This is a genomic window from Oceanisphaera sediminis, assembly GCF_039539745.1.
Taxonomy (GTDB): domain Bacteria; phylum Pseudomonadota; class Gammaproteobacteria; order Enterobacterales; family Aeromonadaceae; genus Oceanimonas; species Oceanimonas sediminis.
Genome location: NZ_BAABDS010000036.1, coordinates 16,418 through 38,664, shown reverse-complemented (window position 1 = coordinate 38,664; position 22,247 = coordinate 16,418). Strand labels below are relative to the sequence as shown.

Here is a 22,247-nt window from a genome sequence, read left to right as displayed (position 1 = left end):
TTAGCCCTCCTTATTGCCGGAAAGGGCGGCACCCAGCACGTCTTTAAGCTGATTACGCAAGGTGGCGATGCTCTGCTGCTGCTGGCCATAGTCTACCAGTAACTCGTCCGGATCATGGCTGATCACTTCGCCTACGTGCGGGTTCTTGATATCGAGGTTGAAGTTGCGGGCAATGATGTCCTCTATGCTGACCTTCCAGGCGTGCTCGTTCTCTACCCGAGTGGCAAAGCCGTCTGCTTCGCTGCCCCACCAGTCGATTTCGGTCCGGAATTCCTCGAACTTCATCGGTTTGGTCTTGTTGTAGTTCTTCACGCCAGCCGGATAAGGATGCTCATAGAACCAGGTGTCTTTAGTCGGCTGCCCCTTGGTGAAGAACAGCAAGTTGGTCTTGATGCCGGTATAGGGGTTAAACACGCCGTTGGGCAGTCGCACTATGGTGTGCAGATTACATTCTTCGGTGAGCAGTTTCTTGATCTTGGTCTTCACGCCTTCGCCAAACAGGGTGCCATCGGGCAGCACCACGGCGGCGCGTCCCTTGTCGGCCAGCAGTTCGATTATCAGTTGCAGGAACAGATCGGCGGTTTCACGGGTTTGCAGCTCGGAGGGGAAGTTCTTCTCGATGCCATGCTCTTCGGTGCCACCAAAGGGCGGGTTGGTGACAATGACATCGATGTCATTATCCCAGCTCGACAGCGGCTTGTTCAGCGTATTGTCATGGCGGATCTGCACCGGCACTTCGATGCCGTGCAGCATCATGTTGGTGGTGCACAACAGATGCGGCAGCTGCTTCTTCTCGACGCCCAGGATCTGCTGCTGCAACACCTGATGGTCATCGGCACTCTTTACATAATGGTTCTTCACATGGTCGAAGGAGCAGGCCAGAAAGCCGCCGGTGCCACAGGCCGGGTCCATGATGCGCTCACCCAGCTTGGGATCGATACGATTCACCATGAAGCGGGTGACGGCGCGAGGGGTATAGAATTCACCTGAGTTACCGGCACTCTGCAAATCGCGCAACAGTTGCTCGTAGATGTCGCCGAACAGATGACGCTCGCTCGATTTGGTGAAGTCGATTTCGTTGAGCTTGTTGATCACCTGACGCAGCAGGGTGCCGTTCTTCATGTAGTTGTAGGCATCGCTCAAGCCTTCGCGCACCACAAAACCGCGCGGGTTCTTGTCGATGGGGGCGGTCAGGTTCTTCAGTGCGTAGAACAGCTCGTCGTTGACGAAATCCAGCAGCTCATCACCGGTCATGCCTTCGGCATCGGCTGCCCAGTTGCGCCACAGATACTTTTCCGGAATGGGGGACTGGTAGTCGTCCAGTTCAAACTCCAGCGCCTCTTCCTGTGCGTCGAACACCTTGAGAAACAGCAGCCAGGACAATTGCCCCAGACGCTGGGCATCGCCATCGACACCGGCGTCCTGACGCATGATGTCCTGAATGGATTTGATAACGGAACTGATCGACATGCTTATTCTCTTTTCATCTTGTTATACAGGTGCAACAAGCCCCAGAGCGGGGCTTGTATAAAAAAGGGCGGTGTTAACTTACTCAAGCCTGTTTTTGTGGTGGCAGCCGGTAGATTTCGGCTTCCAGCTCGCTGATGGCCTGCTGATAGTCCTGCTTGCTGCCAAAGCCGTTCTTCACGATTTCCATAGGCGAACCAAATTGATCGAGCGGCTGCACCTTGAGCACATTGATGCTTTCTATTTCCTGGACTCCGGCATCGGCATACTTGTCCAGCAGCGTGCTCAGCACCGCCTGTGCGGTATCGGAATACTTGGTGAAGTAGTTGCGCTTTTTCACCTCGTTGGCGCGTTCACGGCGGGTCAGCGGGGGCTGATCATAAACCACATGACAGATGAGGTCGAAGGGATCGAGGTCTTTACCGACTTCCTGCTCCAGCACTTCCCAGATGATGCCTTCGTTGGCCAGCTCATCGATGATGGCCTGCTTGCGGTCGGCATCATTCCAGCGCTTGGTGAAGTCGTCCAGGCTGGCAAACTGCCTGGCGAAGGTTTTGCGGGTGTAATCCTGAAAGGACTCGGTGACCAGCTTGCCGTCGGCATCGTAATACTGCACTCGCTTGGCGATGGCCTTGACGGTCACACCGTTGACGTGGAATTTTCTGACCTTCTGTTCATCCTCGTCGCTACCCAGGGGGCCGCTGTTGCCGTCAGCTTCATCGGCGGGTGGAAAGTCATAGTCGGCATCCGGTTCGCCGACTATCGTCTGTTCATCCTCGGCAGTGGCATCCAGCTCTTCATGGGAATTGCCGTCGATGATTTCATTCAGCGTATCGTCGTCATCATTGATTTGCTCAGGTTTCACTGTCATGACTCGCTCGGGAATACCGTCGAAGCGTTCATCGGCAAACAACTCGGTGGCCTTCTTGAAATCGAGGATGGTAAACCACAGCTTGCCGTATTTGTCGTTGATACGGGTGCCACGACCGATGATCTGCTTGAACTTGGTCATCGACTGAATGTTCTGATCCAGCACCACGAACTTGCAGGTCTGGGCATCCACACCTGTGGTCATCAGCTCGGATGTGGTGGCGATCACCGGATACTTCTTCTTGGGGTTAATGAAGTTATAGAGCTGCGCCTTGCCCAGCTCATCGTCACCGGTGATTTTCATCACATATTTGTCGTTCTTGATGACCTGCTCGGGGTTACAGTTCACCAGCGCTTGACGCATTCGCTCGGCATGATCGATGTCGTTGCAGAAAACTATGGTCTTGGCCATGGGATCGGTGCGCTTGAGATAGCTGGTGATGGTTTCTGCCACCAGTTGCGTGCGCTCGTCGATGACCATGGTGCGGTCGAAGTCTTTCTGGTTATAGATGCGGTCATCAATCAGCTCACCGCCTTTATCCACCTGCCCCTTGGTAGGACGCCAGCCTTGCAGGTCGATGTCGATATCGACGCGCACCACTTTATAGGGAGCCAGAAAGCCGTCTTCGATGCCTTCCTTGAGCGAATAGGTATAAACGGGGTCGCCAAAGTAATCGGAGTTGGAGACATCATCGGTTTCCTTAGGGGTCGCCGTCAGACCAATCTGGGTGGCGCTGCTGAAGTATTCCAGAATCTCGCGCCAGGCGCTGTCTTCGGCGGCACTGCCACGGTGACACTCGTCTATCACAATCAAATCGAAGAAGTCGGGAGCCACCTGTTTGAACGCTTTCTGATGCTCTTCCGGCCCGGTCAATGCCTGATACAAGGCCAGATGAATTTCAAAGGCGGGATCGACCTTGCGTCCTCCCACCTTGGTCATGGCGGTGCCGAAGGGCTGGAAGTCATTCTGATGAGTCTGATCAACTAATGCATTACGGTCAGCCAGAAACAGGATGCGCTTTTTGCTGCGTGCCTTCCACAGTCGCCAGATGATCTGAAAGGCGGTGTAGGTCTTGCCGGTGCCGGTCGCCATCACCAGCAGAATGCGATCCTGACCGCCAGAGATAGCTTCAATGGTCTTGTTGATGGCCTGTAGCTGATAGTAGCGCGGCATCTTGCCACTACCGTCATCGTGATACGGCTGGGTAATGATGGGAAGCTGTGCCTGACTGTAACCTTTCCAAGTGCAGAATTTGTCCCACAGCTGAGCCGGAGTAGGGAAGTCATCGAGGCTGATTTCGGTTTCGAGCGCCGCCGGATTGGTTTTGTCGTGAAAGACGAAGCCGTCACCGTTGGAGGCAAACACAAACGGCACTTCCAGCAAACCGGCATAGTCCAGCGCCTGCTGCATGCCCTTGGCGATATCGTGCTTGTTGGCCTTAGCCTCAATCACCGCCAGCGGCAAGTTGGGCTTGTGATAAAGCACGATGTCGGCGGATTTGACCTTCTTGCGTGCGGCCATCTGGCCACGGACGATCACCTTGCCATCCCGCAGTTTCACTTCCTGGCGGATTTGGCTCATGTCATCCCAGCCCGACTGCTTAACGGCAGGCAGGATGAACTTGCTGATGATGTCTGATTCAGTAAGAGCTGACTTATTTATTTTTATCATGGCTGCGCTTATCCCGTTCACAGTCTTTTCGGCATTCTGGCACACAGCTGGTTTCATTTGAATTATTTATAACCAGACTGCGTAGCCTACAGAGCCTACAGAGCCTACAGAGCCTACAGAGCCTACAGAGCCTGCTCAGCCTTTGTAGTATCTGCAGGCTGCTGAGCCTGTGCAGACTGATTAGCTTCAGTAATCTGTTGAGGCTCCGTAGCATGAGCAGACGGCTCAGGCAGTGCAGGCTGCTTAGGTTATTGAGGCTATGTGGCCTCAGCAGACTAATGAGAGTCCGGTGTTTGCATCAGGCTTGGCAATGAACGGCAAAAGCCACTGCCAATAAGGAGTGCTGGAAAAATCGGGGAAAGGGGGTAGAGTGAAATTACTGCCCCTGAAGTGCTTTCAGGTGTGACAGTAGGTGTGACAGTAAGTGGGTTTTTGGGTGGTTATTCAGGAAGTGCTAATAAGTAGCTAAGTGCTTGTTTTACCCAACAAAAAGGCCCCTTGCGGGGCCTTTCCAATCGATTGGTGGAGCTGGCGGGATTTGAACCCGCGTCCGAAAAACCTACGTCGTCGGTACTACATGCTTAGTCAGTCATTGAATTCGCCACCTGCTGCGGACAGACACGCCACAGAATGACTAGCCTAAATTGGTTTTAACGCTTCACCCGTTAGGCACGGCTTCCACGCGATTCTGTGAAGGATGACCTTCCAATTCCCTAAGTCACAGACAAGCTAGGGCAGAAGGGCTCTACCAGGTTATTAAGCTGCTAGTGCGTAGTTTTCGTCGTTTGCGACTATTTTTTTGCGATTTTTTAACGAGGCCTATCGCACCTCGGCATGCACCTAGGAGTTCGAGAATCTCGTCGAATCCAGAATCAGCCCCAAGTAAACTTATGGTATTGCAATTCTTGCCAAATCACAAGGGTTAGCGATTTTTATGCTTCATCATGCGATCTTTTTCTCGCTTCCAGTCACGCTCTTTGACGTCCTGGCGCTTGTCATGGCTCTTTTTACCTTTTACCAGGCCAATTTCGATCTTTACCCACGACTTGGACCAGTACAGTGCCAGCGGCACCAGGGTATAGCCTTCGCGTTCAATCTGACCGGTGAGTCGATCCAGCTCGCGCCGCTTCAGCAGCAGCTTGCGCGAGCGCATGGGGTCGCATACTACGTGAGTAGAGGCAACGTTTAGTGGCGTAATGGTGGCGGCAAACAAGAAGGCTTCACCGTTTCTCATGAACACATAAGCATCGGCGATGTTGGCTTTGCCCGCCCGCATCGCTTTCACTTCCCATCCTTGTAGTTCCAGCCCAGCTTCGAATTTTTCTTCTACAAAATATTCGTGCCTTGCCTTTTTGTTGAGGGCAATGGTGCTGGAACCGACTTTTTTCTTGGCTTTGTTTTTTGTCATAGTGACGCCATTATACGGGTCCGGTTGAAGGTTTGGAATTGCCTACACGGCAACTGCTTGTTTTTTGTGCGGTAATGGTGGTGAGCCGGGCCAGGATTAATGTTAAAATCAGGCCGTTCTGCTGCCAGGAGAGGTTATGCCCAGTATTACCCGCAGTGCGTTGGTGATGTTCAGCGCAAAACAGATGTATGAATTGGTGAACGATATAAACTCGTATCCGCAGTTTTTGCCCGGCTGCGTGGCCAGCCGTATTGTATCCGAGTCGGCCACTTCCATCACGGCGGCATTGGATGTGGCCAAGGTGGGGATCCGCAAGACTTTCACCACGCGCAATGAACTTAAACCTCATCAGCATATCAGTGTGGAACTGGTAGATGGGCCCTTCAAGACGCTCAACGGAGGCTGGACCTTCACGCCGCTGGATGCGGATGCCTGCAAAGTCGAACTCAAGTTACACTTCGAGTTTACCTCCCGTCTGGTGGAGCTTGCTTTTGGAGGCGTATTTAAAGAATTGGCCAATGCCATGGTGCATTCATTCAGTGAGCGGGCAAGAGAGGTATATGGCCGTGAGTCTTATTCGGGTTGAAATTGTGTATGCGCTGCCACAGCAGCAGATGGTGCTGAGCATGAGAGTATCGGAAGGGGACAGCGTCAGGCAGGTAATAGAACAATCCGGTATTCTGCAGCAATACCCCGAGATTAACCTGGATAGCAACATGGTCGGGGTATTCGGACGACAGGTTAAGCTGGAACACGCTTTGGTTGATGGCGACAGAATCGAGATTTATCGTCCTTTATTGGCCGATCCCAAGGAGATTAGGCGGCGTCGTGCCGAACAGGCGAAGGAAGAGGGGCGGGCGGACAAGGTCACCGGCGGCCGTCCCGACCCCAAGAGAGCCAAAAAGTAACCGGCCATGGTCTGTGAGTCCCATGACCATAGACTTTGTTACAGACCCTGCTCAAAGGTGGCAGGAGCGGGATAATCGCCGCTGACCGAGACAAGCGCATCGTTGGTAAAGTCCAGAATCAGTTGTTTCTGCTCTACGTCACCCCGGCCCGGTTTCAGATAATGAAGGTACACCCAACGATCATGGTTGAAACCGTCCAGGCTCATGGGATTACCCAGCAGAAAGCGAACCTGCTCCTGGCTCATGCCCTGGCGCAGCTGGGCGACCTGCTTGGCTTCAATGTAGTTGCCCTGGGGAATGTCGACCTTGTACACCAGGCCGCAACCGGCCAGAGGAAGAGTGAGTAGCAAGGGTAAAATCAAGGTTTTGAGTTGCATGGCTGCATTATATCCTGTGTGACTTGCTGGGCATGATAGCTGTTGGCGATGAGCTTGTAAAAGCCGACACCCTCTCAATACTCCGACGATGGGAACCGGCCTCTTGTCAGAGCATGGTTCCGTGCCCGCAATGATGGTCATCCGGCACCCACTGTCCTATCATCTTCGTTTTTAACGCTTTCTTTCGGGAGTAAGCCAATGGCAAAGCACGTTTTTCACTTAGGGATAACCGATGAGGATCTGCAAGGCGCAACGCTTGCCATTATTCCGGGGGATCCTGAGCGGGTCGCACGTATTGCCGGCCAGCTGGCCAATGCCCGACATCTGGCCAGCAAGCGGGAGTTCACCTCCTGGCTGGGCGAGCTGGACGGCAAACCGGTGGTGGTCTGCTCTACCGGTATCGGTGGTCCTTCTACTTCCATTGCGGTGGAAGAACTGGCCCAGTTGGGGGTGACCACCTTTCTGCGTATTGGCACCACCGGCGCGATTCAGAGTCATGTCAAGGTCGGCGATATGATAGTGACCCAGGGTTCGGTACGACTCGATGGTGCCAGCAGCCACTTCGCCCCCATGGAGTTTCCGGCGGTCGCCGATTTTGACTGTACCTGTGCGCTGGTGGATGCGGCTCGGGAGCTGGGGCTTGAGCCTTATGTCGGTATCACCGCCTCGTCTGATACCTTCTATCCCGGTCAGGAACGTTACGATACCTATTCGGCCCGCATGTTGCGCAAGTTTCAGGGCAGCATGAAAGAATGGCAGAGCATGGGGGTGCTGAACTACGAAATGGAGTCGGCCACCCTCTTTACCATGTGCTCCAGCCAGGGACTGAGGGCCGGTTGCGTGGCCGGGGTTATCGTCAATCGTACCCAGCAGGAAATTCCCGACGATGTCACCTTGCAGCAGGCCGAGCAGCAGGCGATTGACATCGTCATCGGAGCCGCTCGTCGCCTGGTATGACGAAAGACAGCGTTAAGTTTTAAGCGACAAGCTGACAGTAAAGAAACACTTTCTGTAGGATCGAATATATTCGATCCTACTATGTCACGCCTCACGCCTCACGCCTCACGCCTCACGCCTCACCTTCAACTGACCAGTAGTTCCCGGGCATTGGCCAGGGTGTTGCTGGTAATTTTGTTGCCGCCCAGCAACCGGGCCAGTTCCTGCAGCCGGCTTTGTTCATCGAGTTCCTGCATCCGAGTCTGGGTGTCGTTGTCGGCGCTGTCTTTGCTGACAAAATAATGCTGGTGGCCATTACCGGCCACCTGGGGCAGGTGGGTGATCACCAGTACCTGGGTGGAGTCACCCAGCTGACGTAGCAGTTTGCCGACCACCGCCGCCGTCGGGCCGCTGACACCTACATCTACCTCGTCGAAGATAAGGGTAGGAGTCTCGACCTTCTGGGCGGTAATCACCTGAATGGCAAGACTGATACGCGACAGTTCACCACCCGAAGCCACCTTGGCCAGCGGGCTCATGGGTTGGCCCGGGTTGGTGCTGACCAGAAATTCGACCCGATCGATACCCAGCGGGGAGTAACCGGCGCCGTTATCCGCGGTCACGGTAATTTCAAGGCGACCATGTTCCATGCTCAATTGATGCAGGCTTTGGGTGATCTGCTGATTCAATGATTGGGCATAGCGCTGCCGGCTCTGGCTGAGCCGTTCCGCCGCTTGCAGAAACAGTGCTTTGCTCTGCTCCACTTCATCATCCAGCTCCTGCAGGCGGCTGTCGTTATGATCCATTTCCGCCAGCCTGACTTTGATCTCTTGATGAAAGTCATGCAGGGCAACCGGCTGTACATGATGCTTGCGTGCCAGCTCCATCACCTTGCCGAGCCGTGCTTCCACCTCATGCAACCGTTCCGGATCCAGTTCCAGCCGGTCCAGATAACGGCTCAACTCGCCGTGACCTTCTTCCAGCTGGATCAGGCTGCTTTCTATCATTTCCTGCACCGGGCCGAGCCGGTTGTCCATTTGATTGAGCTCAATCAATACCTTCAGTCCCTGGCGCAACAGCTGCAGGGCGTTGGTTTCTTCACTGTCAGCCAGCACATTGAGTGCCAGCTGACAGTCGTTGAGCAGCTCGGCGCCGTTGGCCAGGCGTTTGTGCTCGGCTTCCAGAGTCGGGAACTCATCCTCGGCCAGGGCCAGTTCATCCAGCTCGGCTACCTGATATTCCAATAGTTGGCGCTGGGCCTGCCACTGGGCCTGCTCACTTTGCAGCTGTTTGCGTTCGTTACTGAGCTGGCGCCATTGCTGATATTGCCTGCTGACCTGTTCCATCAGCCGGTGATGGCCGGCATAGGCGTCGAGCAGACCGCGTTGATAGTCGGACTTTTGCAATGCCTGGTGGGCGTGCTGCCCATGAATGTTGATCAGCAGGGCACCGAGGGCCTTGAGTTGAGACAGAGGCACCGGAGTACCGTTGATATAGCCGCGAGAACGCCCTTCGCGGCTCAGGGTGCGGCGCAGAATGCATTCGCCCTGCTCATCCAGCTCTTGCTCGCTCAGCCAGGTCTTGACGCGTGGCAGCTTGTCGATACGAAAACGGGCGCTGATGTCGGCCTTGTCGGCACCGGGGCGTACCGAATCGGCATCGGCACGTTCACCCAGTGCCAGGGCGAGGGCGTCAATGGCGATGGATTTGCCGGCACCGGTCTCTCCGGTAATGCTGGTCATGCCTGGACGCAAGTCCAGCTCAAGGAAGGAAACAATGGCAAAATTGCTGATGGTGAGCTGAAGCAACATGGTGGAACCCCTGCACAAAACGATGCTGTATGTAGATACAGTATACTGTTGTTTTGTACAGTTCAAGTTGGTAGTGAGGCGTGAAGAGTAAAGGGTGAGGGGAAGGAAGCAAATTCTGCAATGCTCCTCACCCCTCACCCCTCACCCCTCACAGGGTTAAAACAGTTTGCTGCCCCAACCGAGTTTGCTGCGCAGTACTTCAAAGTAATTATGGCCACGAGGGTGAAGCAGTTTCAGCTTGTAGGGACTCTTGTTGATATGAATTTCGTCACCGGGTTGCACCGCCAGCGAGACATGACCATCGCAGCTGATCAGCATCTGTTCGGTCTTGTTGTTGGGAGACAACACCAGTTTAACCTGCGAGTCGGCATCGATAACGATGGGGCGGCAACTCAGGGTGTGAGGAAACATCGGTACCAGGGTAATGGCGTTGAGATTGGGAGTCACGATGGGGCCGCCGGCAGACAGCGAATAGGCGGTAGAGCCGGTGGGGGTGGCCACTATCATGCCATCGGCGCGCTGGCTGTACATGAAATGCCCGTTGATATAGACCTCGAACTCGATCATGTGGGCGATTTTACCCGGGTGCAGTACCGCTTCGTTCATGGCGGTATTACTGGCCTTGAGCTGGCCGTGCCGGTGTACCTGGGTTTCCAGCAGAAAGCGCTGCTCGGCCTGGTAGTCGCCGGCCAGCAGGCGTTCAAGCGGTTGCTCGAAGCTGTCCGGAGACAGGTCGGTCAAAAAGCCCAGGTTACCCCGGTTAACGCCGACCACGGCCACATCGAAGCGGGCCAGCACCCGGGCGGCTCCCAGCATGTTGCCGTCACCGCCCACCACGATCGCCAGATCGGCTCGCTCACCCAATTCGACCATTTCCAGCAATTCAGCCTGATCCAGGCGCAGCTGTTCGCCGACCCGGCGTTCTATCACTACCTTGAGACCCAGGCCGACAATATGATTATACAGCGCCACCAGTGTCTGATTGGCGCCTTCGTGATCGGGCTTGCCGATAAGCGCTATGGTATTGAATTCGGTTTCCATTGATATATTGACCCGACTGAGTAGGCAATGCGGTCATCTGTTCCCTGACCGAGACATGGAGCCATTCTAAATAACCCGATGGCGGTGTGCCACCGACCAGATCGCTATCGTCAAAATATTCTCTTGAAATATGATCTGCAGCCCCCATATAGGCTGCAGGTCAGTAAATATATACGGGAGATAACATGAGCAAGAAACAACATCAGGTTGACGCGGAGCAAGCCGCCGAGCAGGAACCGCTGACGGTAGACACCGAAGCCGGCGCCAACGCCGAGGCAGCCCAACCGGATGCGGCTTATGTAACCGAGCTGGAGCAAAAGCTGGCAGACGCCACCGCCAATGCCCAGTCTGAGAAAGACAACGCCTTGCGTGCCCTGGCGGAAATGGAAAACCTGCGCCGCCGCGCGGCACAGGATGTAGAAAAAGCACAGAAGTTTGCGCTGGAAAAGTTTGCCAATGAGCTGCTGCCGGTGATCGACAGCCTGGAACGCGCGCTGGAGCATACCGATAAGGAAAGTGATGCTTTTGAGGCGGTGTATGAAGGAGTTGAGCTGACGCTGAAATCCTTGCTGAACACGGTGGAAAAATTTGGCGTCTTGCCGATTGACCCCCAGGGTGAGGCCTTCGACCCCAACAAGCACCAGGCCATGAGCATGGTGGAAAGCGGCGATGTCGCCCCCAACTCGGTACTGGCGGTGATGATGAAAGGCTATGAGTTGAATGGTCGGGTGCTTCGCCCTGCCATGGTGATGGTGGCCAAGGGGCCTGCCATCGATACTCAGGCTTGATTCGAGCCAAAATATCGGCTTTTGCCTAAAAAAATGTGATGCGAGTCTTGAAAGCCACTAGCGGCAACCACATATAGGCTCTAAAGCAAAACACGAAACGCTTACGATTGAATTCAAGATATTGAGAGAGGATTTTATGGGTAGAATCATCGGCATTGATCTGGGTACCACCAACTCTTGTGTTGCTATCCTGGACGGGGATACCCCGCGGGTTATAGAAAACGCCGAGGGTACTCGTACTACTCCCTCCATCATCGCCTATACCGATGACGGTGAGACGCTGGTTGGCCAGCCCGCCAAGCGCCAGGCGGTGACCAACCCGCACAACACCCTGTTTGCCATCAAACGTCTGATCGGCCGTCGCTTTGAAGATGAAGAAGTGCAGCGTGACATCAAAATCATGCCGTTCAAAATCATCAACTCCGACAACGGTGATGCCTGGGTTGAAGCAAAAGACAAAAAAATGGCACCGCCGCAGATTTCTGCCGAAGTGCTGAAAAAGATGAAGAAAACTGCCGAAGACTATCTGGGTGAAGCGGTGACCGAAGCGGTTATTACCGTACCGGCCTACTTCAACGATGCCCAGCGTCAGGCCACCAAAGATGCGGGTCGTATCGCCGGTCTGGACGTGAAGCGCATCATCAACGAGCCGACTGCTGCCGCCTTCGCCTACGGCGTGAACAAGGCGCAGGGCGATCGCAAGGTGGCGGTATACGATCTGGGCGGTGGTACCTTCGATATCTCCATCATCGAAATCGATGACATGGACGGTGAAAAAACCTTCGAAGTACTGGCAACCAACGGTGACACTCACCTGGGTGGTGAAGACTTCGACAACCGCCTGATCACCTATCTGGTGGAAGAATTCAAGCGCGAGCAGAACTTCGATCTGCGTAACGACATGCTGGCGCTGCAGCGTCTGAAAGAAGCGGCCGAAAAAGCCAAGTGCGAGCTGTCTTCCGCCCAGCAGACCGAGGTGAACCTGCCGTACATCACGGCTGATGCAACCGGTCCCAAGCACCTGAACATCAAGCTGACCCGCGCCAAGCTGGAGTCACTGGTAGAAGACATGGTCAAGAAGTCGCTGGACCCGGTACGTACCGCACTGAAAGATGCCGGTCTGTCCGTGTCCGACATCGACGATGTTATCCTGGTGGGCGGTCAGACCCGTATGCCTCTGGTGCAGAAGGCCGTTAGTGACTTCTTCGGTCAGGAACCACGTAAAGACGTGAACCCGGACGAAGCCGTGGCCGTGGGTGCTGCCATTCAGGGTGCCGTACTGTCCGGTGACAAGAAAGACGTACTGCTGCTGGACGTGACTCCACTGTCACTGGGTATTGAAACCATGGGTGGCGTGATGACCGCGCTTATCGAGAAGAACACCACGATTCCGACCAAGAAATCCCAGGTGTTCTCTACCGCCGACGACAATCAGTCTGCCGTGACCATTCATGTGCTGCAGGGTGAGCGCAAGCGCTCCGGTGACAACAAGTCGCTGGGTCAGTTCAACCTGGAAGGTATTCGTCCGGCACCGCGTGGCCTGCCGCAGATCGAAGTGACCTTCGACATCGATGCCGACGGTATTCTGCACGTGTCTGCCAAAGACAAGGACACCGGCAAAGAGCAGAAGATCACCATTCAGGCCTCTTCCGGTCTGACCGAGGAAGAGATTGAAGCCATGGTGCGTGCGGCCGAAGCCAATGCCGCCGACGACAAGAAGTTTGAAGAGCTGGTACAGGCCCGTAACCAGGCCGATGGTCTGGTGCATGCCACTCGCAAGCAGCTGGAAGAAGCGGGTGAGGCCCTGGCCGCCGATGACAAGAGTGCCATCGAGACTGCCCTGACCGAACTGGAAACCGCCGTTCGCGGTGAAGACAAGGCCGAGATCGAAGCCAAGCAGCAAGCGCTGATGGAAGTGTCTCAGAAGCTGATGGAAGCGGCCCAGGCCAAGGCTCAGGCCGATGCGTCCGACGCAGGTGAGCAGCCACAGGGGGCTTCTGCTTCCGGCAAGGCCGATGACGATGTCGTTGACGCCGAGTTTGAAGAAGTCAAAGACGACAAAAAATAAGCTAAACCCAGCGTATTAACGCTGCCAGTGGCGGGCGTTGGGATTCCAACGCCCGCCTTTGTGTGAACAGGACTCAGGTAAGCAATCAGCCTATGTCGAAACGAGATTATTACGAAGTGCTCGGGGTTTCCAAGGAAGCCGACGAGCGCGAGATAAAAAAAGCCTACAAGCGGATGGCGATGAAATATCATCCCGACCGTAACAAGACCGATGCCGACGCCGGCGACAAGTTCAAGGAGGCCACCGAGGCCTACGAAGTGCTGACCGACGAGCAGAAACGTGCGGCCTATGATCAGTTTGGTCATGAGGGCGTCAACGGCCAGCAAGGCGGTCATGGCTTTGGTGGTGGCGGAGCCGACTTCGGTGATATTTTTGGCGACGTGTTCGGTGATATCTTCGGTGGCGGTCAGCGTCGTCAGCAGCGTGCGGCCCGTGGCTCGGACTTGCGCTACAACATGGAGCTGACGCTGGAAGAAGCCGTGCGGGGCGTGACCAAAGAGATCAAGGTGCCGACTCTGGTAGGCTGTGACGTCTGTGACGGCAGCGGTGCCAAAGCTGGCACCCAGGCCAAGACCTGTCCGACCTGTCACGGCCATGGTCAGGTACAGATGCGTCAGGGGTTCTTTACCGTGCAGCAGCCGTGCCCCCAGTGCCGGGGCAAGGGCAAGATCATCAGCGACCCCTGCCACAAGTGTCACGGTGAAGGCCGTTATCAGAAAACCAAGACGCTGTCGGTTAAGATCCCGGCGGGCGTCGACACCGGTGACCGTATTCGGTTGTCGGGTGAAGGCGAGGCGGGTGAAGCCGGCGCGCCGACAGGTGATCTGTATGTGCAGATGCACGTGCGCGACCATGAAATATTCGTGCGCGATGGTAACAACCTGTTCTGCGAGGTGCCGATCGGCTTTACCGCCGCCGCCCTGGGTGGAGAAGTGGAAGTGCCGACGCTGGATGGCCGGGTCAAGCTCAAGATTCCGGCAGAAACCCAGACCGGTCGACTGTTCCGCCTGAAAGGCAAGGGCGTACGCTCGGCCCGTAGCGGTCAGATGGGCGATCTGGTGTGCAAGGTCTATATCGAGACGCCGGTCAGTCTGACCGACGAGCAGAAAGAGCTGTTACGCAAGCTGGAAGACTCTTGTGGCGGCCTGGCGGCCAAGAAGCACAGACCCAAGACGGAAGGCTTCTTCGAAGGGGTGAAGCGTTTCTTCGATGATTTGACCCGCTAAGCCCACTGTATTAATCTGGCTGTCTGATATGACAGCCAGATGGCTGAAACGGAATTATTTATGATACGAGCCCTGTGCCGGTTTCCGGCGGGGCTCTTGTTGTTTTATTGTCTGAAAGGAACCGGGTTTCCACTATGAAGCAAACACCGATGACCATTCGCGGTGCACAGAAACTGCGTGAAGAACTGGATCACCTGAAGTCTGTGCTGCGCCCGCAAATAATCGCATCCATTGCCGATGCCCGTGAACACGGCGATTTGAAGGAAAATGCCGAATATCATGCTGCGCGTGAACAGCAGGGATTCTGCGAAGGACGTATTCAGGAGATTGAGGCCAAGTTGTCCAATGCCCAGATCATCGACATTACCAAGCTGCCGAACACCGGCAAGGTGATTTTCGGCGCCACCGTCGAGCTGTTCAAAGTGGATGACGAGAAAGAAATTACCTATCGCATCGTGGGTGATGACGAGTCGGACATCAAGGCCAACATGATTTCGGTCAACTCTCCGATTGCCCGCGCCCTGATTGGCAAGGAAGTGGATGATGTGGCGGTGGTTAAAACACCCGCCGGAGAAGTCGAATACGAAGTGATCAAGGTCCAGTACCTGTAATACGCCGGGCTGCGATAATGACGTCCGGCCACTGTGGCCATGACAAAGGCAGGCGCTATGGCGCCTGCCTTTTGTTTATTTGCTCCAGAAATCCCCTGAAGACGAAGTCCGACAAGGCCCGGCAATCGGCCATGGACAGCTCGAATCGTACTGCGGTTAACCAGAAGTGAGACCCTTTGTGCTGACGCACCAGCTTGAGCGTCAGTCTCAGCTCCTGATCTTGCCCCAGCGTCAACAATACCCTCTTGTGCTGACCGCGGCCGAACAGCGAGCGGCGTGACAACAGGCGCATGCCATTGGTGGACAGATCCCTGATTTCCGCCGCCAGCGGGCGGCCATTGGGCTGTCTGAGTTGCAGACACTGAGGATGGGGCAAGCGCCAGGCCCGAGGGTGACCGCCGTTGGTGATGATGCTGGGTGAGCTGAGCTCGGCCTGCTCCTGGCTGGCAATCGGGTGTTTCAATGCCACCGGAAAGCTCAGTTTTATCTCGCCAAGTTCCAGCTTCAGCTCGAGGGTCGAGGCTTGCTCGAGCAGGGGCGCGATATGAGCATCGAGCATCAGCGGCAGGCTAAGCAGAGCCTGCGAGCTTTCCTGATGGCTGACCTCGTTCAACAGCTCGAGTTCTTCGTCGGTAAGATAGCGGTGGCTGGGCATGACAATCACACAGTGGGAGCATATGCTCAATCATAGTGCTGTTGAGGGCAGAACAAGAAAAAACAGAGGGAAATATCGGAAAGTGAAAGCGGGTAGGGCAAAAGGGCCGGGCGATGAACCCAGCCCTTGCCGACGGCTCAGGCTCTGGGCAGGCTGATTTTTTTCTCTTCGCCGGCACGATACAGTGTCAGCATGTGGCCGATATTCTGAACTTTTACCGCGCCGGTTTCACGAACGATGGCGTCCATGATCAGCTTTTTGACTTCCCTGTCTTCGGCGGCAACCTTGACCTTGATCAGTTCGTGGAAATTCAGGGCCAGATCGATCTCGGCCAGTACGCCTTCAGTCAGGCCATGCTGGCCAAGCAATACCACCGGCTTCAGGCTGTGGGCCATGCCTTTGAGGTATTGTCTTTGCTTATTAGTCAGGGTCATTGCAAAATGCTTCAGTTAATAGGTTGAAAGGGGACTATTGTACCCCCATCTAAGCTTCAATGGTAATAGCAGAGCGATAATTTAATGACTAAGAAAAAACGCTCGGCCAGCTCGACGCGCTGGCTCAAAGAGCATTTTGACGATAAATATGTACAACAGGCGCAAAAAAAAGGCCTGCGCTCGCGTGCCGTATTTAAACTGGAAGAATTGCAGGGGCGCGATCGTCTGCTCAAACACGGCATGACGGTGGTGGATCTGGGCGCGGCCCCCGGAGGCTGGAGTCAGTATTCGGTTGAACAGGTCGGTTTGAAGGGCAAGGTCATCGCCTGTGATTTGCTGGCCATGGACCCCATTGCCGGGGTCGACTTCCTGCAAGGCGACTTTCGTGACGAGGAAGTACTGAATGCGCTGCTGGAACGGGTAGGGGAAGACAAGGTCGATGTCCTGTTGTCGGACATGGCACCCAACATGAGCGGTACCCCCGAGGTCGACCAGCCCAGATCCATGTATCTGGTGGAATTGGCACTGGATATGTGTCGTCAGGTGCTCGCACCCAAAGGCAGTTTTGTTGTAAAAGTGTTTCAGGGGGCCGGCTTCGATGAATTTCTTCTGGATGTTCGCCGGTCTTTCAGTTCGGTAAGGGTAAGAAAACCCGACTCGTCGCGACCCCGATCGCGAGAAGTCTACATTGTGGCTACAGGTTTTAAACTGTAGTACCCTGTCAAAGTCATAAACTGTCAGCCGGTGAGGTTAGTAATTTGAGTGACATGGCGAAAAATTTGATCCTGTGGTTGGTCATAGCCGTGGTGTTAATGTCGGTATTCCAGAGCTTTAGCCCGAGTGAGCCGAGTGGACGCCAGACGGACTATACCACCTTTGTACAGGAAGTAGCCCAAGGGCAAATTCGTGAAGTGCGTATGGATGGCAAGACCATCAACGGCGTAAAGCGCAGTGGTGATCGTTTCACGACTATTCTGCCTGCGCAGGATCCTCAGCTGCTGAATGATCTGCTGAACAACAACGTGCGGGTCGTGGGCGAAAAGCCGGAAGAACCGAGCCTGCTGACGTCTATCTTCATTTCCTGGTTCCCCATGCTGCTGTTGATTGGCGTTTGGGTGTTCTTCATGCGTCAGATGCAAGGCGGCGGCGGTGGCAAGGGTGCCATGAGCTTCGGCAAGAGCAAGGCTCGCCTGATGAGCGAGGATCAGATCAAAACGACCTTCGCCGATGTGGCCGGTTGTGATGAAGCCAAGGAAGACGTGACCGAGCTGGTGGATTACCTGCGTGATCCCAGCCGTTTCCAGAAGCTGGGCGGGCGCATTCCCACCGGTATTCTGCTGGTGGGCCCACCCGGTACCGGTAAAACCCTGCTGGCGAAAGCCATTGCCGGTGAAGCCAAGGTGCCTTTCTTTACCATTTCCGGCTCTGATTTCGTGGAAATGTTTGTCGGTGTGGGCGCGTCACGGGTACGTGACATGTTCGAGCAGGCGAAGAAATCTGCTCCCTGTATCATCTTCATCGATGAAATCGATGCCGTCGGTCGCCAGCGTGGCGCCGGTCTGGGTGGTGGTCACGACGAACGCGAACAGACCCTGAACCAGATGCTGGTAGAGATGGACGGCTTTGAAGGTAATGAAGGCGTTATCGTCATTGCCGCGACCAACAGACCCGACGTGCTGGATCCGGCTTTGCTTCGTCCCGGCCGTTTCGACCGCCAGGTAGTAGTCGGTCTGCCCGATGTGCGTGGTCGTGAACAGATCCTCAAGGTGCACATGCGCCGTGTGCCGCTGGGTGACGATGTCAATGCCAGCGTCATTGCCCGTGGTACCCCCGGTTTCAGTGGTGCGGATCTGGCCAACCTGGTGAACGAAGCTGCGCTGTTTGCGGCTCGCTCTGCCCGTCGACTGGTATCGATGGAAGAGTTTGAAAAAGCCAAAGACAAGATCATGATGGGCGCCGAACGCCGCTCCATGGTGATGTCCGAGTCCGAGAAAGCGATGACCGCCTATCATGAAGCGGGCCACGCCATCGTTGGTCGTATGGTCCCCGAGCATGATCCCGTGTACAAGGTATCGATTATTCCTCGTGGTCGCGCCCTGGGGGTGACCATGTATCTGCCCGAACAGGATCGCTTCAGCTACAGCAAGCAGCATCTGGAGTCGATGATTTCCAGCCTGTATGGCGGTCGTCTGGCGGAAGAAATCATCTATGGTTTCGACAAGGTGACCACCGGTGCTTCCAACGACATCGAACGGGCGACCGAAATTGCCCACAAGATGGTGACCCAGTGGGGTCTGTCGGAAAAACTGGGTCCTTTGCTGTATGCGGATGAAGAAGGCGAAGTCTTCCTCGGCCGTACTGCCGCCAAGGTCAAGCACATGTCCGATGAAACCGCCAATGCCATCGATGCCGAGGTAAAAGACGTCATTCATCGCAATTTCGAGCGCGCCAAGCAGATACTGATGGACAACATCGATATTCTGCACGCCATGAAAGATGCTCTGATGAAGTACGAAACCATCGATGCCAAGCAAATCGATGATCTGATGGCACGTCGTGATGTGCGGCCACCGGCAGACTGGAAAGAAGAGTCTGACGACAAGCCGCAGGGACCGACGGCCAGCACCGGTGACAAGGATGCAGAGCAGACTGACAAAGACAAGTCCGGCACTGCGGATTTGAATAAGCCAGGTGATGCCACCAGCAACTGATAATTTATGATAAATTAAGCCCCGGACATCGCTGTCCGGGGCTTTTTATTTTGTGGGAACCTGTCGTTATGCTGTTATCAAGCGCATCCAGAAGTCTGGACTTATCCTCACCCCGTATCATGGGGATCCTTAATCTGACGCCCGACTCTTTTTCGGACGGCGGCCACTTTGTGGGTCATGATGCCGCCTTGCGCCATGCCTTGCAGATGGTCAAGGATGGCGCCACCCTGATTGACGTGGGCGGCGAGTCGACCCGGCCCGGCGCCGATGCGGTGGCCGAGCAGCAGGAGCTGGATCGGGTGATTCCGGTGCTGGAGCTGTTGCGCAAGGAGCTGGATTGCTGGATATCCATCGATACCAGCAAAGCGGGGGTCATGAGGGAGTCGGTCAGGGCCGGTGCGGACTTGATCAACGACATTCGTGCCCTGCGCGAGCCGGGTGCCTTGCAGGTGGCCGCCGACAGTGGTGCCGCCGTCTGCCTGATGCATATGCAGGGTCAGCCCAGAACCATGCAGCAGGCACCGGATTATGAGAATGTCACCCTCGAGGTGGCGGACTTTCTGCGGCAACGACTGCAGGCCTGTGATGAAGTAGGCATTCCTCGCGAACGACTCTGCCTGGATCCCGGCTACGGCTTCGGCAAGCGACTCGAACACAACTATGAATTGCTGGGCAAGGTCGGTGAGCTGCATGCCCTGGGCCTGCCCTTGCTGGTTGGTATGTCACGCAAGTCGATGCTGGGACAATTACTGGATCGTGAAGTCGACCAACGTCTGGCCGGCGGCCTGGCGGCGCATTTGTTTGCGCTGAGTCAGGGCGCGCAGATATTGCGAGTGCATGATGTAAAAGAAATGGCCGATGCCATGCGGGTATGGCAACAGGCAGCACAATATCAGGGATAATATAATGAGCAGAAAATATTTTGGCACCGACGGCATTCGCGGACGAGTCGGGGACTACCCCATCACCCCGGAATTTGTAATGAAGCTGGGTTGGGCCGCCGGCAAGGTGTTGTCTCGCACCGGTACCAAGAAGGTGCTGATTGGCAAAGACACGCGCATTTCCGGCTACATGCTGGAGTCGGCATTGGAAGCGGGTTTGTCTGCCGCCGGCATACAGGCGGCACTGCTGGGCCCGATGCCGACCCCGGCTATCGCCTATCTGACCCGTACTTTTCGTGCCGAAGCCGGTATCGTGATCAGCGCCTCTCACAATCCCTATTACGACAATGGCATCAAGTTCTTCTCTCATGACGGCACCAAGCTGCCGGACGAGGTGGAGCTGGCGATAGAAGCCATGCTGGATCAGCCGATGGACTGTGTACCCTCCGAGCTGTTGGGCAAGGCCAGCCGCATCAACGATGCCGCCGGTCGCTATATCGAATTCTGCAAGAGCACCTTTCCTTCCGAAATGCACCTGGACGGCCTGACCATGGTGCTTGATTGCGCCCACGGTGCCACTTATCACATCGCCCCGGCGGTGTTCGAAGAGCTGGGTGCCAAGGTGATTCGTACCGGCGGGCAGCCGAACGGCATCAATATCAACGATCAGGTCGGCTCGACCGCACCGGCGGCCCTGATTGCCGCCGTACAGCAGCATGGTGCCGACCTGGGCATTGCCTTCGACGGTGACGGCGACCGACTGGCGATGGTGGATCATACCGGCGCCTTGCTCGACGGTGATCAACTGCTGTATATCATGGCACGAGATGCCCATCGCCGAGGCACCCTGAATGGTGGCGTGGTGGGCACCCTGATGAGCAACATGGCACTGGAGCTGGCTCTGGCGGAGCTCGATATTCCGTTCAAGCGGGCGAAAGTGGGCGACCGTTATGTGATGGAGCTGCTGAAAACGCACGGCTGGAAACTGGGCGGCGAAAACTCCGGCCATGTCATCAGCCTGGATCACAACAGCACCGGTGACGGCATAGTGGCCTCATTGCAGGTGTTGCGTGCCATGGTCGATGAGGGGCGCAGCCTGCACGAATTGGGACAGGAGCTGACCTTGTATCCCCAGGTGCTGATCAATGTGCGCTTTCAGGCGGGTACCGATCCACTGGCCGACAGCGAAGTACTGCGGCGGGTGGCCAGTGCTGAAGAGCAGCTGGCCGGTGCGGGCCGCGTCTTGTTACGCAAGTCCGGTACCGAACCCCTGATCCGGGTGATGGTCGAAGGGGCCGATGCCGAGCTGGTACAGCGTCTGGCACAATATATTGCCGACGCCATACCGGCCTGACCGGCTGCGCCGGAGCTGTAGCGGCTTCGCCGTAGCTATAAGCTGTCAGCGATCAGCTGCCCGAGTTGTTTGAAAGTTCAGCATGCGGGTTATGAGTTACGGTTGCTGCACCAAAACTGAAAACACCGCCGAGTTGCCGACAGCTGACAGCTGACGGCTTCCAGCTGAAGAAAAACGGTTGTTCAATCATCGCTTTGTCGCCTTTTTATGCACTCGGACGGTTTTTTTAAAATTGCGCTTGTATCCCGCCGGGGGTGTCGCTAGTATTAGCCCCGCTCCCAAGGGCAGTCTGCCAAGGGATGCGAGCGCCAACCAAAGGTAGCGAAAATGTACGAAATTCTTTTAGTGGTGTATCTGCTTATCGCATTGGCATTGATTGGTCTGGTGTTGATTCAGCAAGGTAAGGGCGCCGATATGGGTGCTTCTTTCGGAGCAGGTGCGTCGAACACGGTTTTTGGCTCCGGCGGGTCGGGTAATTTCCTGACCAAAGCGACTACGCTGCTGGCAGCAGGCTTCTTTGTAGTGAGTCTGGTACTGGGTAATCTGTCCAGTAACAACACTCAGCAAGGAAGTGAATGGGAAGACCTTTCTGTACCACAGGTAGAAGAAAGCGTTATCCCGGGCGATGTTCCTGCCGTTAACAGCAGCGACGTTCCCGAATAAAAGGTTTTTGCCGAGGTGGTGGAATTGGTAGACACGCTATCTTGAGGGGGTAGTGCCTGTATGGGCGTGCGGGTTCAAGTCCCGCTCTCGGCACCAAGTCATAGTTAAGTTGAGATTCAGTCTCGAATTAACTATACTCTCGCACGGTTCGGACGCGGGGTGGAGCAGTCTGGTAGCTCGTCGGGCTCATAACCCGAAGGTCGTCGGTTCAAATCCGGCCCCCGCAACCAATCCTCACGTTTATCGCACACTATTCAATAGTCGGTACGGTGAACGGTCGCTGCGAGGCGACAGTCAGGGTACAGGTGAATAGCCCCGATTTGAAGATCGGGGCTTTTTGTTATCTGCACTTCAGCGCCGGTGTTA

The 22,247-nt window shown here is 55.5% G+C and carries 20 protein-coding genes, 2 tRNA genes and 1 other RNA gene; 14 read left to right on the top strand and 9 right to left on the bottom strand.

What is annotated here, in order from left to right:
- The 4 genes from ABD827_RS11370 to smpB form a co-directional block, all read right to left on the bottom strand.
- Window positions 1-1,470, bottom strand: coding sequence for an N-6 DNA methylase (locus ABD827_RS11370; RefSeq protein ID WP_344964893.1), 1,470 nt, complete (start codon window positions 1,468-1,470; stop codon window positions 1-3).
- 82 nt (window positions 1,471-1,552) lie between these two features.
- A complete protein-coding gene (gene hsdR / locus ABD827_RS11365) occupies window positions 1,553-4,009 on the bottom strand; it encodes an EcoAI/FtnUII family type I restriction enzme subunit R (RefSeq protein ID WP_344964891.1) in 2,457 nt (818 codons plus the stop codon).
- 520 nt (window positions 4,010-4,529) lie between these two features.
- Window positions 4,530-4,889: a transfer-messenger RNA gene (gene ssrA / locus ABD827_RS11360) on the bottom strand.
- Window positions 4,890-4,931: 42 nt separating this feature from the next.
- Window positions 4,932-5,417 carry an SsrA-binding protein SmpB gene (gene smpB / locus ABD827_RS11355; RefSeq protein ID WP_188629045.1) on the bottom strand — a complete coding sequence of 162 codons (486 nt, stop codon included), beginning with the start codon at window positions 5,415-5,417 and terminating at the stop codon, window positions 4,932-4,934.
- A gap of 136 nt (window positions 5,418-5,553) precedes the next feature.
- Between smpB and ABD827_RS11350 the strand changes: the two genes are divergently transcribed.
- Window positions 5,554-6,003, top strand: a complete 450-nt coding sequence (locus tag ABD827_RS11350; protein WP_298719281.1) for an SRPBCC family protein — start codon at window positions 5,554-5,556, stop codon at window positions 6,001-6,003.
- A complete protein-coding gene (locus tag ABD827_RS11345; protein WP_344964890.1) occupies window positions 5,978-6,325 on the top strand; it encodes an RnfH family protein in 348 nt (115 codons plus the stop codon). The genes ABD827_RS11350 and ABD827_RS11345 overlap by 26 nt, the downstream gene beginning before the upstream one ends.
- 38 nt (window positions 6,326-6,363) lie before the next feature.
- Here ABD827_RS11345 and ABD827_RS11340 read toward each other — a convergent pair whose 3' ends face one another.
- Entirely contained in the window at window positions 6,364-6,702 is a 339-nt protein-coding gene (locus tag ABD827_RS11340) for an outer membrane protein assembly factor BamE (RefSeq protein ID WP_298719277.1), read from the bottom strand.
- 198 nt (window positions 6,703-6,900) lie between these two features.
- On the opposite strand from ABD827_RS11340, the gene udp reads away from it, so the two are divergent.
- Window positions 6,901-7,659, top strand: a complete 759-nt coding sequence (udp, locus tag ABD827_RS11335; protein ID WP_344964889.1) for a uridine phosphorylase — start codon at window positions 6,901-6,903, stop codon at window positions 7,657-7,659.
- Window positions 7,660-7,784: 125 nt separating this feature from the next.
- Here udp and recN read toward each other — a convergent pair whose 3' ends face one another.
- Window positions 7,785-9,449: a DNA repair protein RecN gene (recN, locus tag ABD827_RS11330; protein ID WP_344964888.1), complete on the bottom strand. Its 1,665-nt coding sequence runs from the start codon at window positions 9,447-9,449 to the stop codon at window positions 7,785-7,787.
- 156 nt (window positions 9,450-9,605) lie between these two features.
- Window positions 9,606-10,490, bottom strand: coding sequence for an NAD(+) kinase (gene nadK, locus ABD827_RS11325; RefSeq protein WP_298719271.1), 885 nt, complete (start codon window positions 10,488-10,490; stop codon window positions 9,606-9,608).
- A gap of 185 nt (window positions 10,491-10,675) precedes the next feature.
- On the opposite strand from nadK, the gene grpE reads away from it, so the two are divergent.
- From grpE to greA, 4 genes are all read left to right on the top strand, one after another.
- Complete coding sequence (gene grpE / locus ABD827_RS11320; RefSeq protein ID WP_344964887.1) at window positions 10,676-11,278, top strand: nucleotide exchange factor GrpE; 603 nt, start codon at window positions 10,676-10,678, stop codon at window positions 11,276-11,278.
- A gap of 136 nt (window positions 11,279-11,414) precedes the next feature.
- Entirely contained in the window at window positions 11,415-13,346 is a 1,932-nt protein-coding gene (gene dnaK / locus ABD827_RS11315; RefSeq protein ID WP_298719266.1) for a molecular chaperone DnaK, read from the top strand.
- A gap of 92 nt (window positions 13,347-13,438) precedes the next feature.
- Window positions 13,439-14,572: a molecular chaperone DnaJ gene (dnaJ, locus tag ABD827_RS11310; protein WP_298719264.1), complete on the top strand. Its 1,134-nt coding sequence runs from the start codon at window positions 13,439-13,441 to the stop codon at window positions 14,570-14,572.
- Window positions 14,573-14,706: 134 nt separating this feature from the next.
- Window positions 14,707-15,183 (top strand): transcription elongation factor GreA, encoded by a 477-nt coding sequence (greA, locus tag ABD827_RS11305; RefSeq protein ID WP_298719262.1) that lies wholly within the window; start codon window positions 14,707-14,709, stop codon window positions 15,181-15,183.
- A gap of 55 nt (window positions 15,184-15,238) precedes the next feature.
- Here the strand turns inward: greA and ABD827_RS11300 are convergent, their stop codons facing one another.
- Both ABD827_RS11300 and yhbY read right to left on the bottom strand, forming a co-directional pair.
- Window positions 15,239-15,868, bottom strand: coding sequence for a PilZ domain-containing protein (locus ABD827_RS11300; protein WP_344964886.1), 630 nt, complete (start codon window positions 15,866-15,868; stop codon window positions 15,239-15,241).
- Between the two features lie 107 nt (window positions 15,869-15,975).
- Window positions 15,976-16,272 carry a ribosome assembly RNA-binding protein YhbY gene (gene yhbY, locus ABD827_RS11295; RefSeq protein ID WP_298719258.1) on the bottom strand — a complete coding sequence of 99 codons (297 nt, stop codon included), beginning with the start codon at window positions 16,270-16,272 and terminating at the stop codon, window positions 15,976-15,978.
- A gap of 84 nt (window positions 16,273-16,356) precedes the next feature.
- Between yhbY and rlmE the strand changes: the two genes are divergently transcribed.
- From rlmE to ABD827_RS11260, 7 genes are all read left to right on the top strand, one after another.
- Window positions 16,357-16,986, top strand: coding sequence for a 23S rRNA (uridine(2552)-2'-O)-methyltransferase RlmE (gene rlmE, locus ABD827_RS11290; RefSeq protein ID WP_298719257.1), 630 nt, complete (start codon window positions 16,357-16,359; stop codon window positions 16,984-16,986).
- 44 nt (window positions 16,987-17,030) lie between these two features.
- On the top strand, window positions 17,031-18,983 hold the full coding sequence (gene ftsH / locus ABD827_RS11285; protein WP_298719255.1) for an ATP-dependent zinc metalloprotease FtsH: 1,953 nt from the start codon (window positions 17,031-17,033) through the stop codon (window positions 18,981-18,983).
- A 68-nt stretch (window positions 18,984-19,051) separates the two neighbouring features.
- Entirely contained in the window at window positions 19,052-19,885 is an 834-nt protein-coding gene (gene folP, locus ABD827_RS11280) for a dihydropteroate synthase (protein ID WP_344964883.1), read from the top strand.
- 4 nt (window positions 19,886-19,889) lie between these two features.
- A complete protein-coding gene (gene glmM, locus ABD827_RS11275) occupies window positions 19,890-21,218 on the top strand; it encodes a phosphoglucosamine mutase (RefSeq protein ID WP_344964881.1) in 1,329 nt (442 codons plus the stop codon).
- Window positions 21,219-21,545: 327 nt separating this feature from the next.
- A complete protein-coding gene (gene secG, locus ABD827_RS11270) occupies window positions 21,546-21,881 on the top strand; it encodes a preprotein translocase subunit SecG (protein WP_298719249.1) in 336 nt (111 codons plus the stop codon).
- A 9-nt stretch (window positions 21,882-21,890) separates the two neighbouring features.
- Window positions 21,891-21,977 (top strand) — tRNA-Leu (locus ABD827_RS11265).
- A 57-nt stretch (window positions 21,978-22,034) separates the two neighbouring features.
- Window positions 22,035-22,111 (top strand) — tRNA-Met (locus ABD827_RS11260).
- Window positions 22,112-22,247 lie beyond the last annotated feature (136 nt).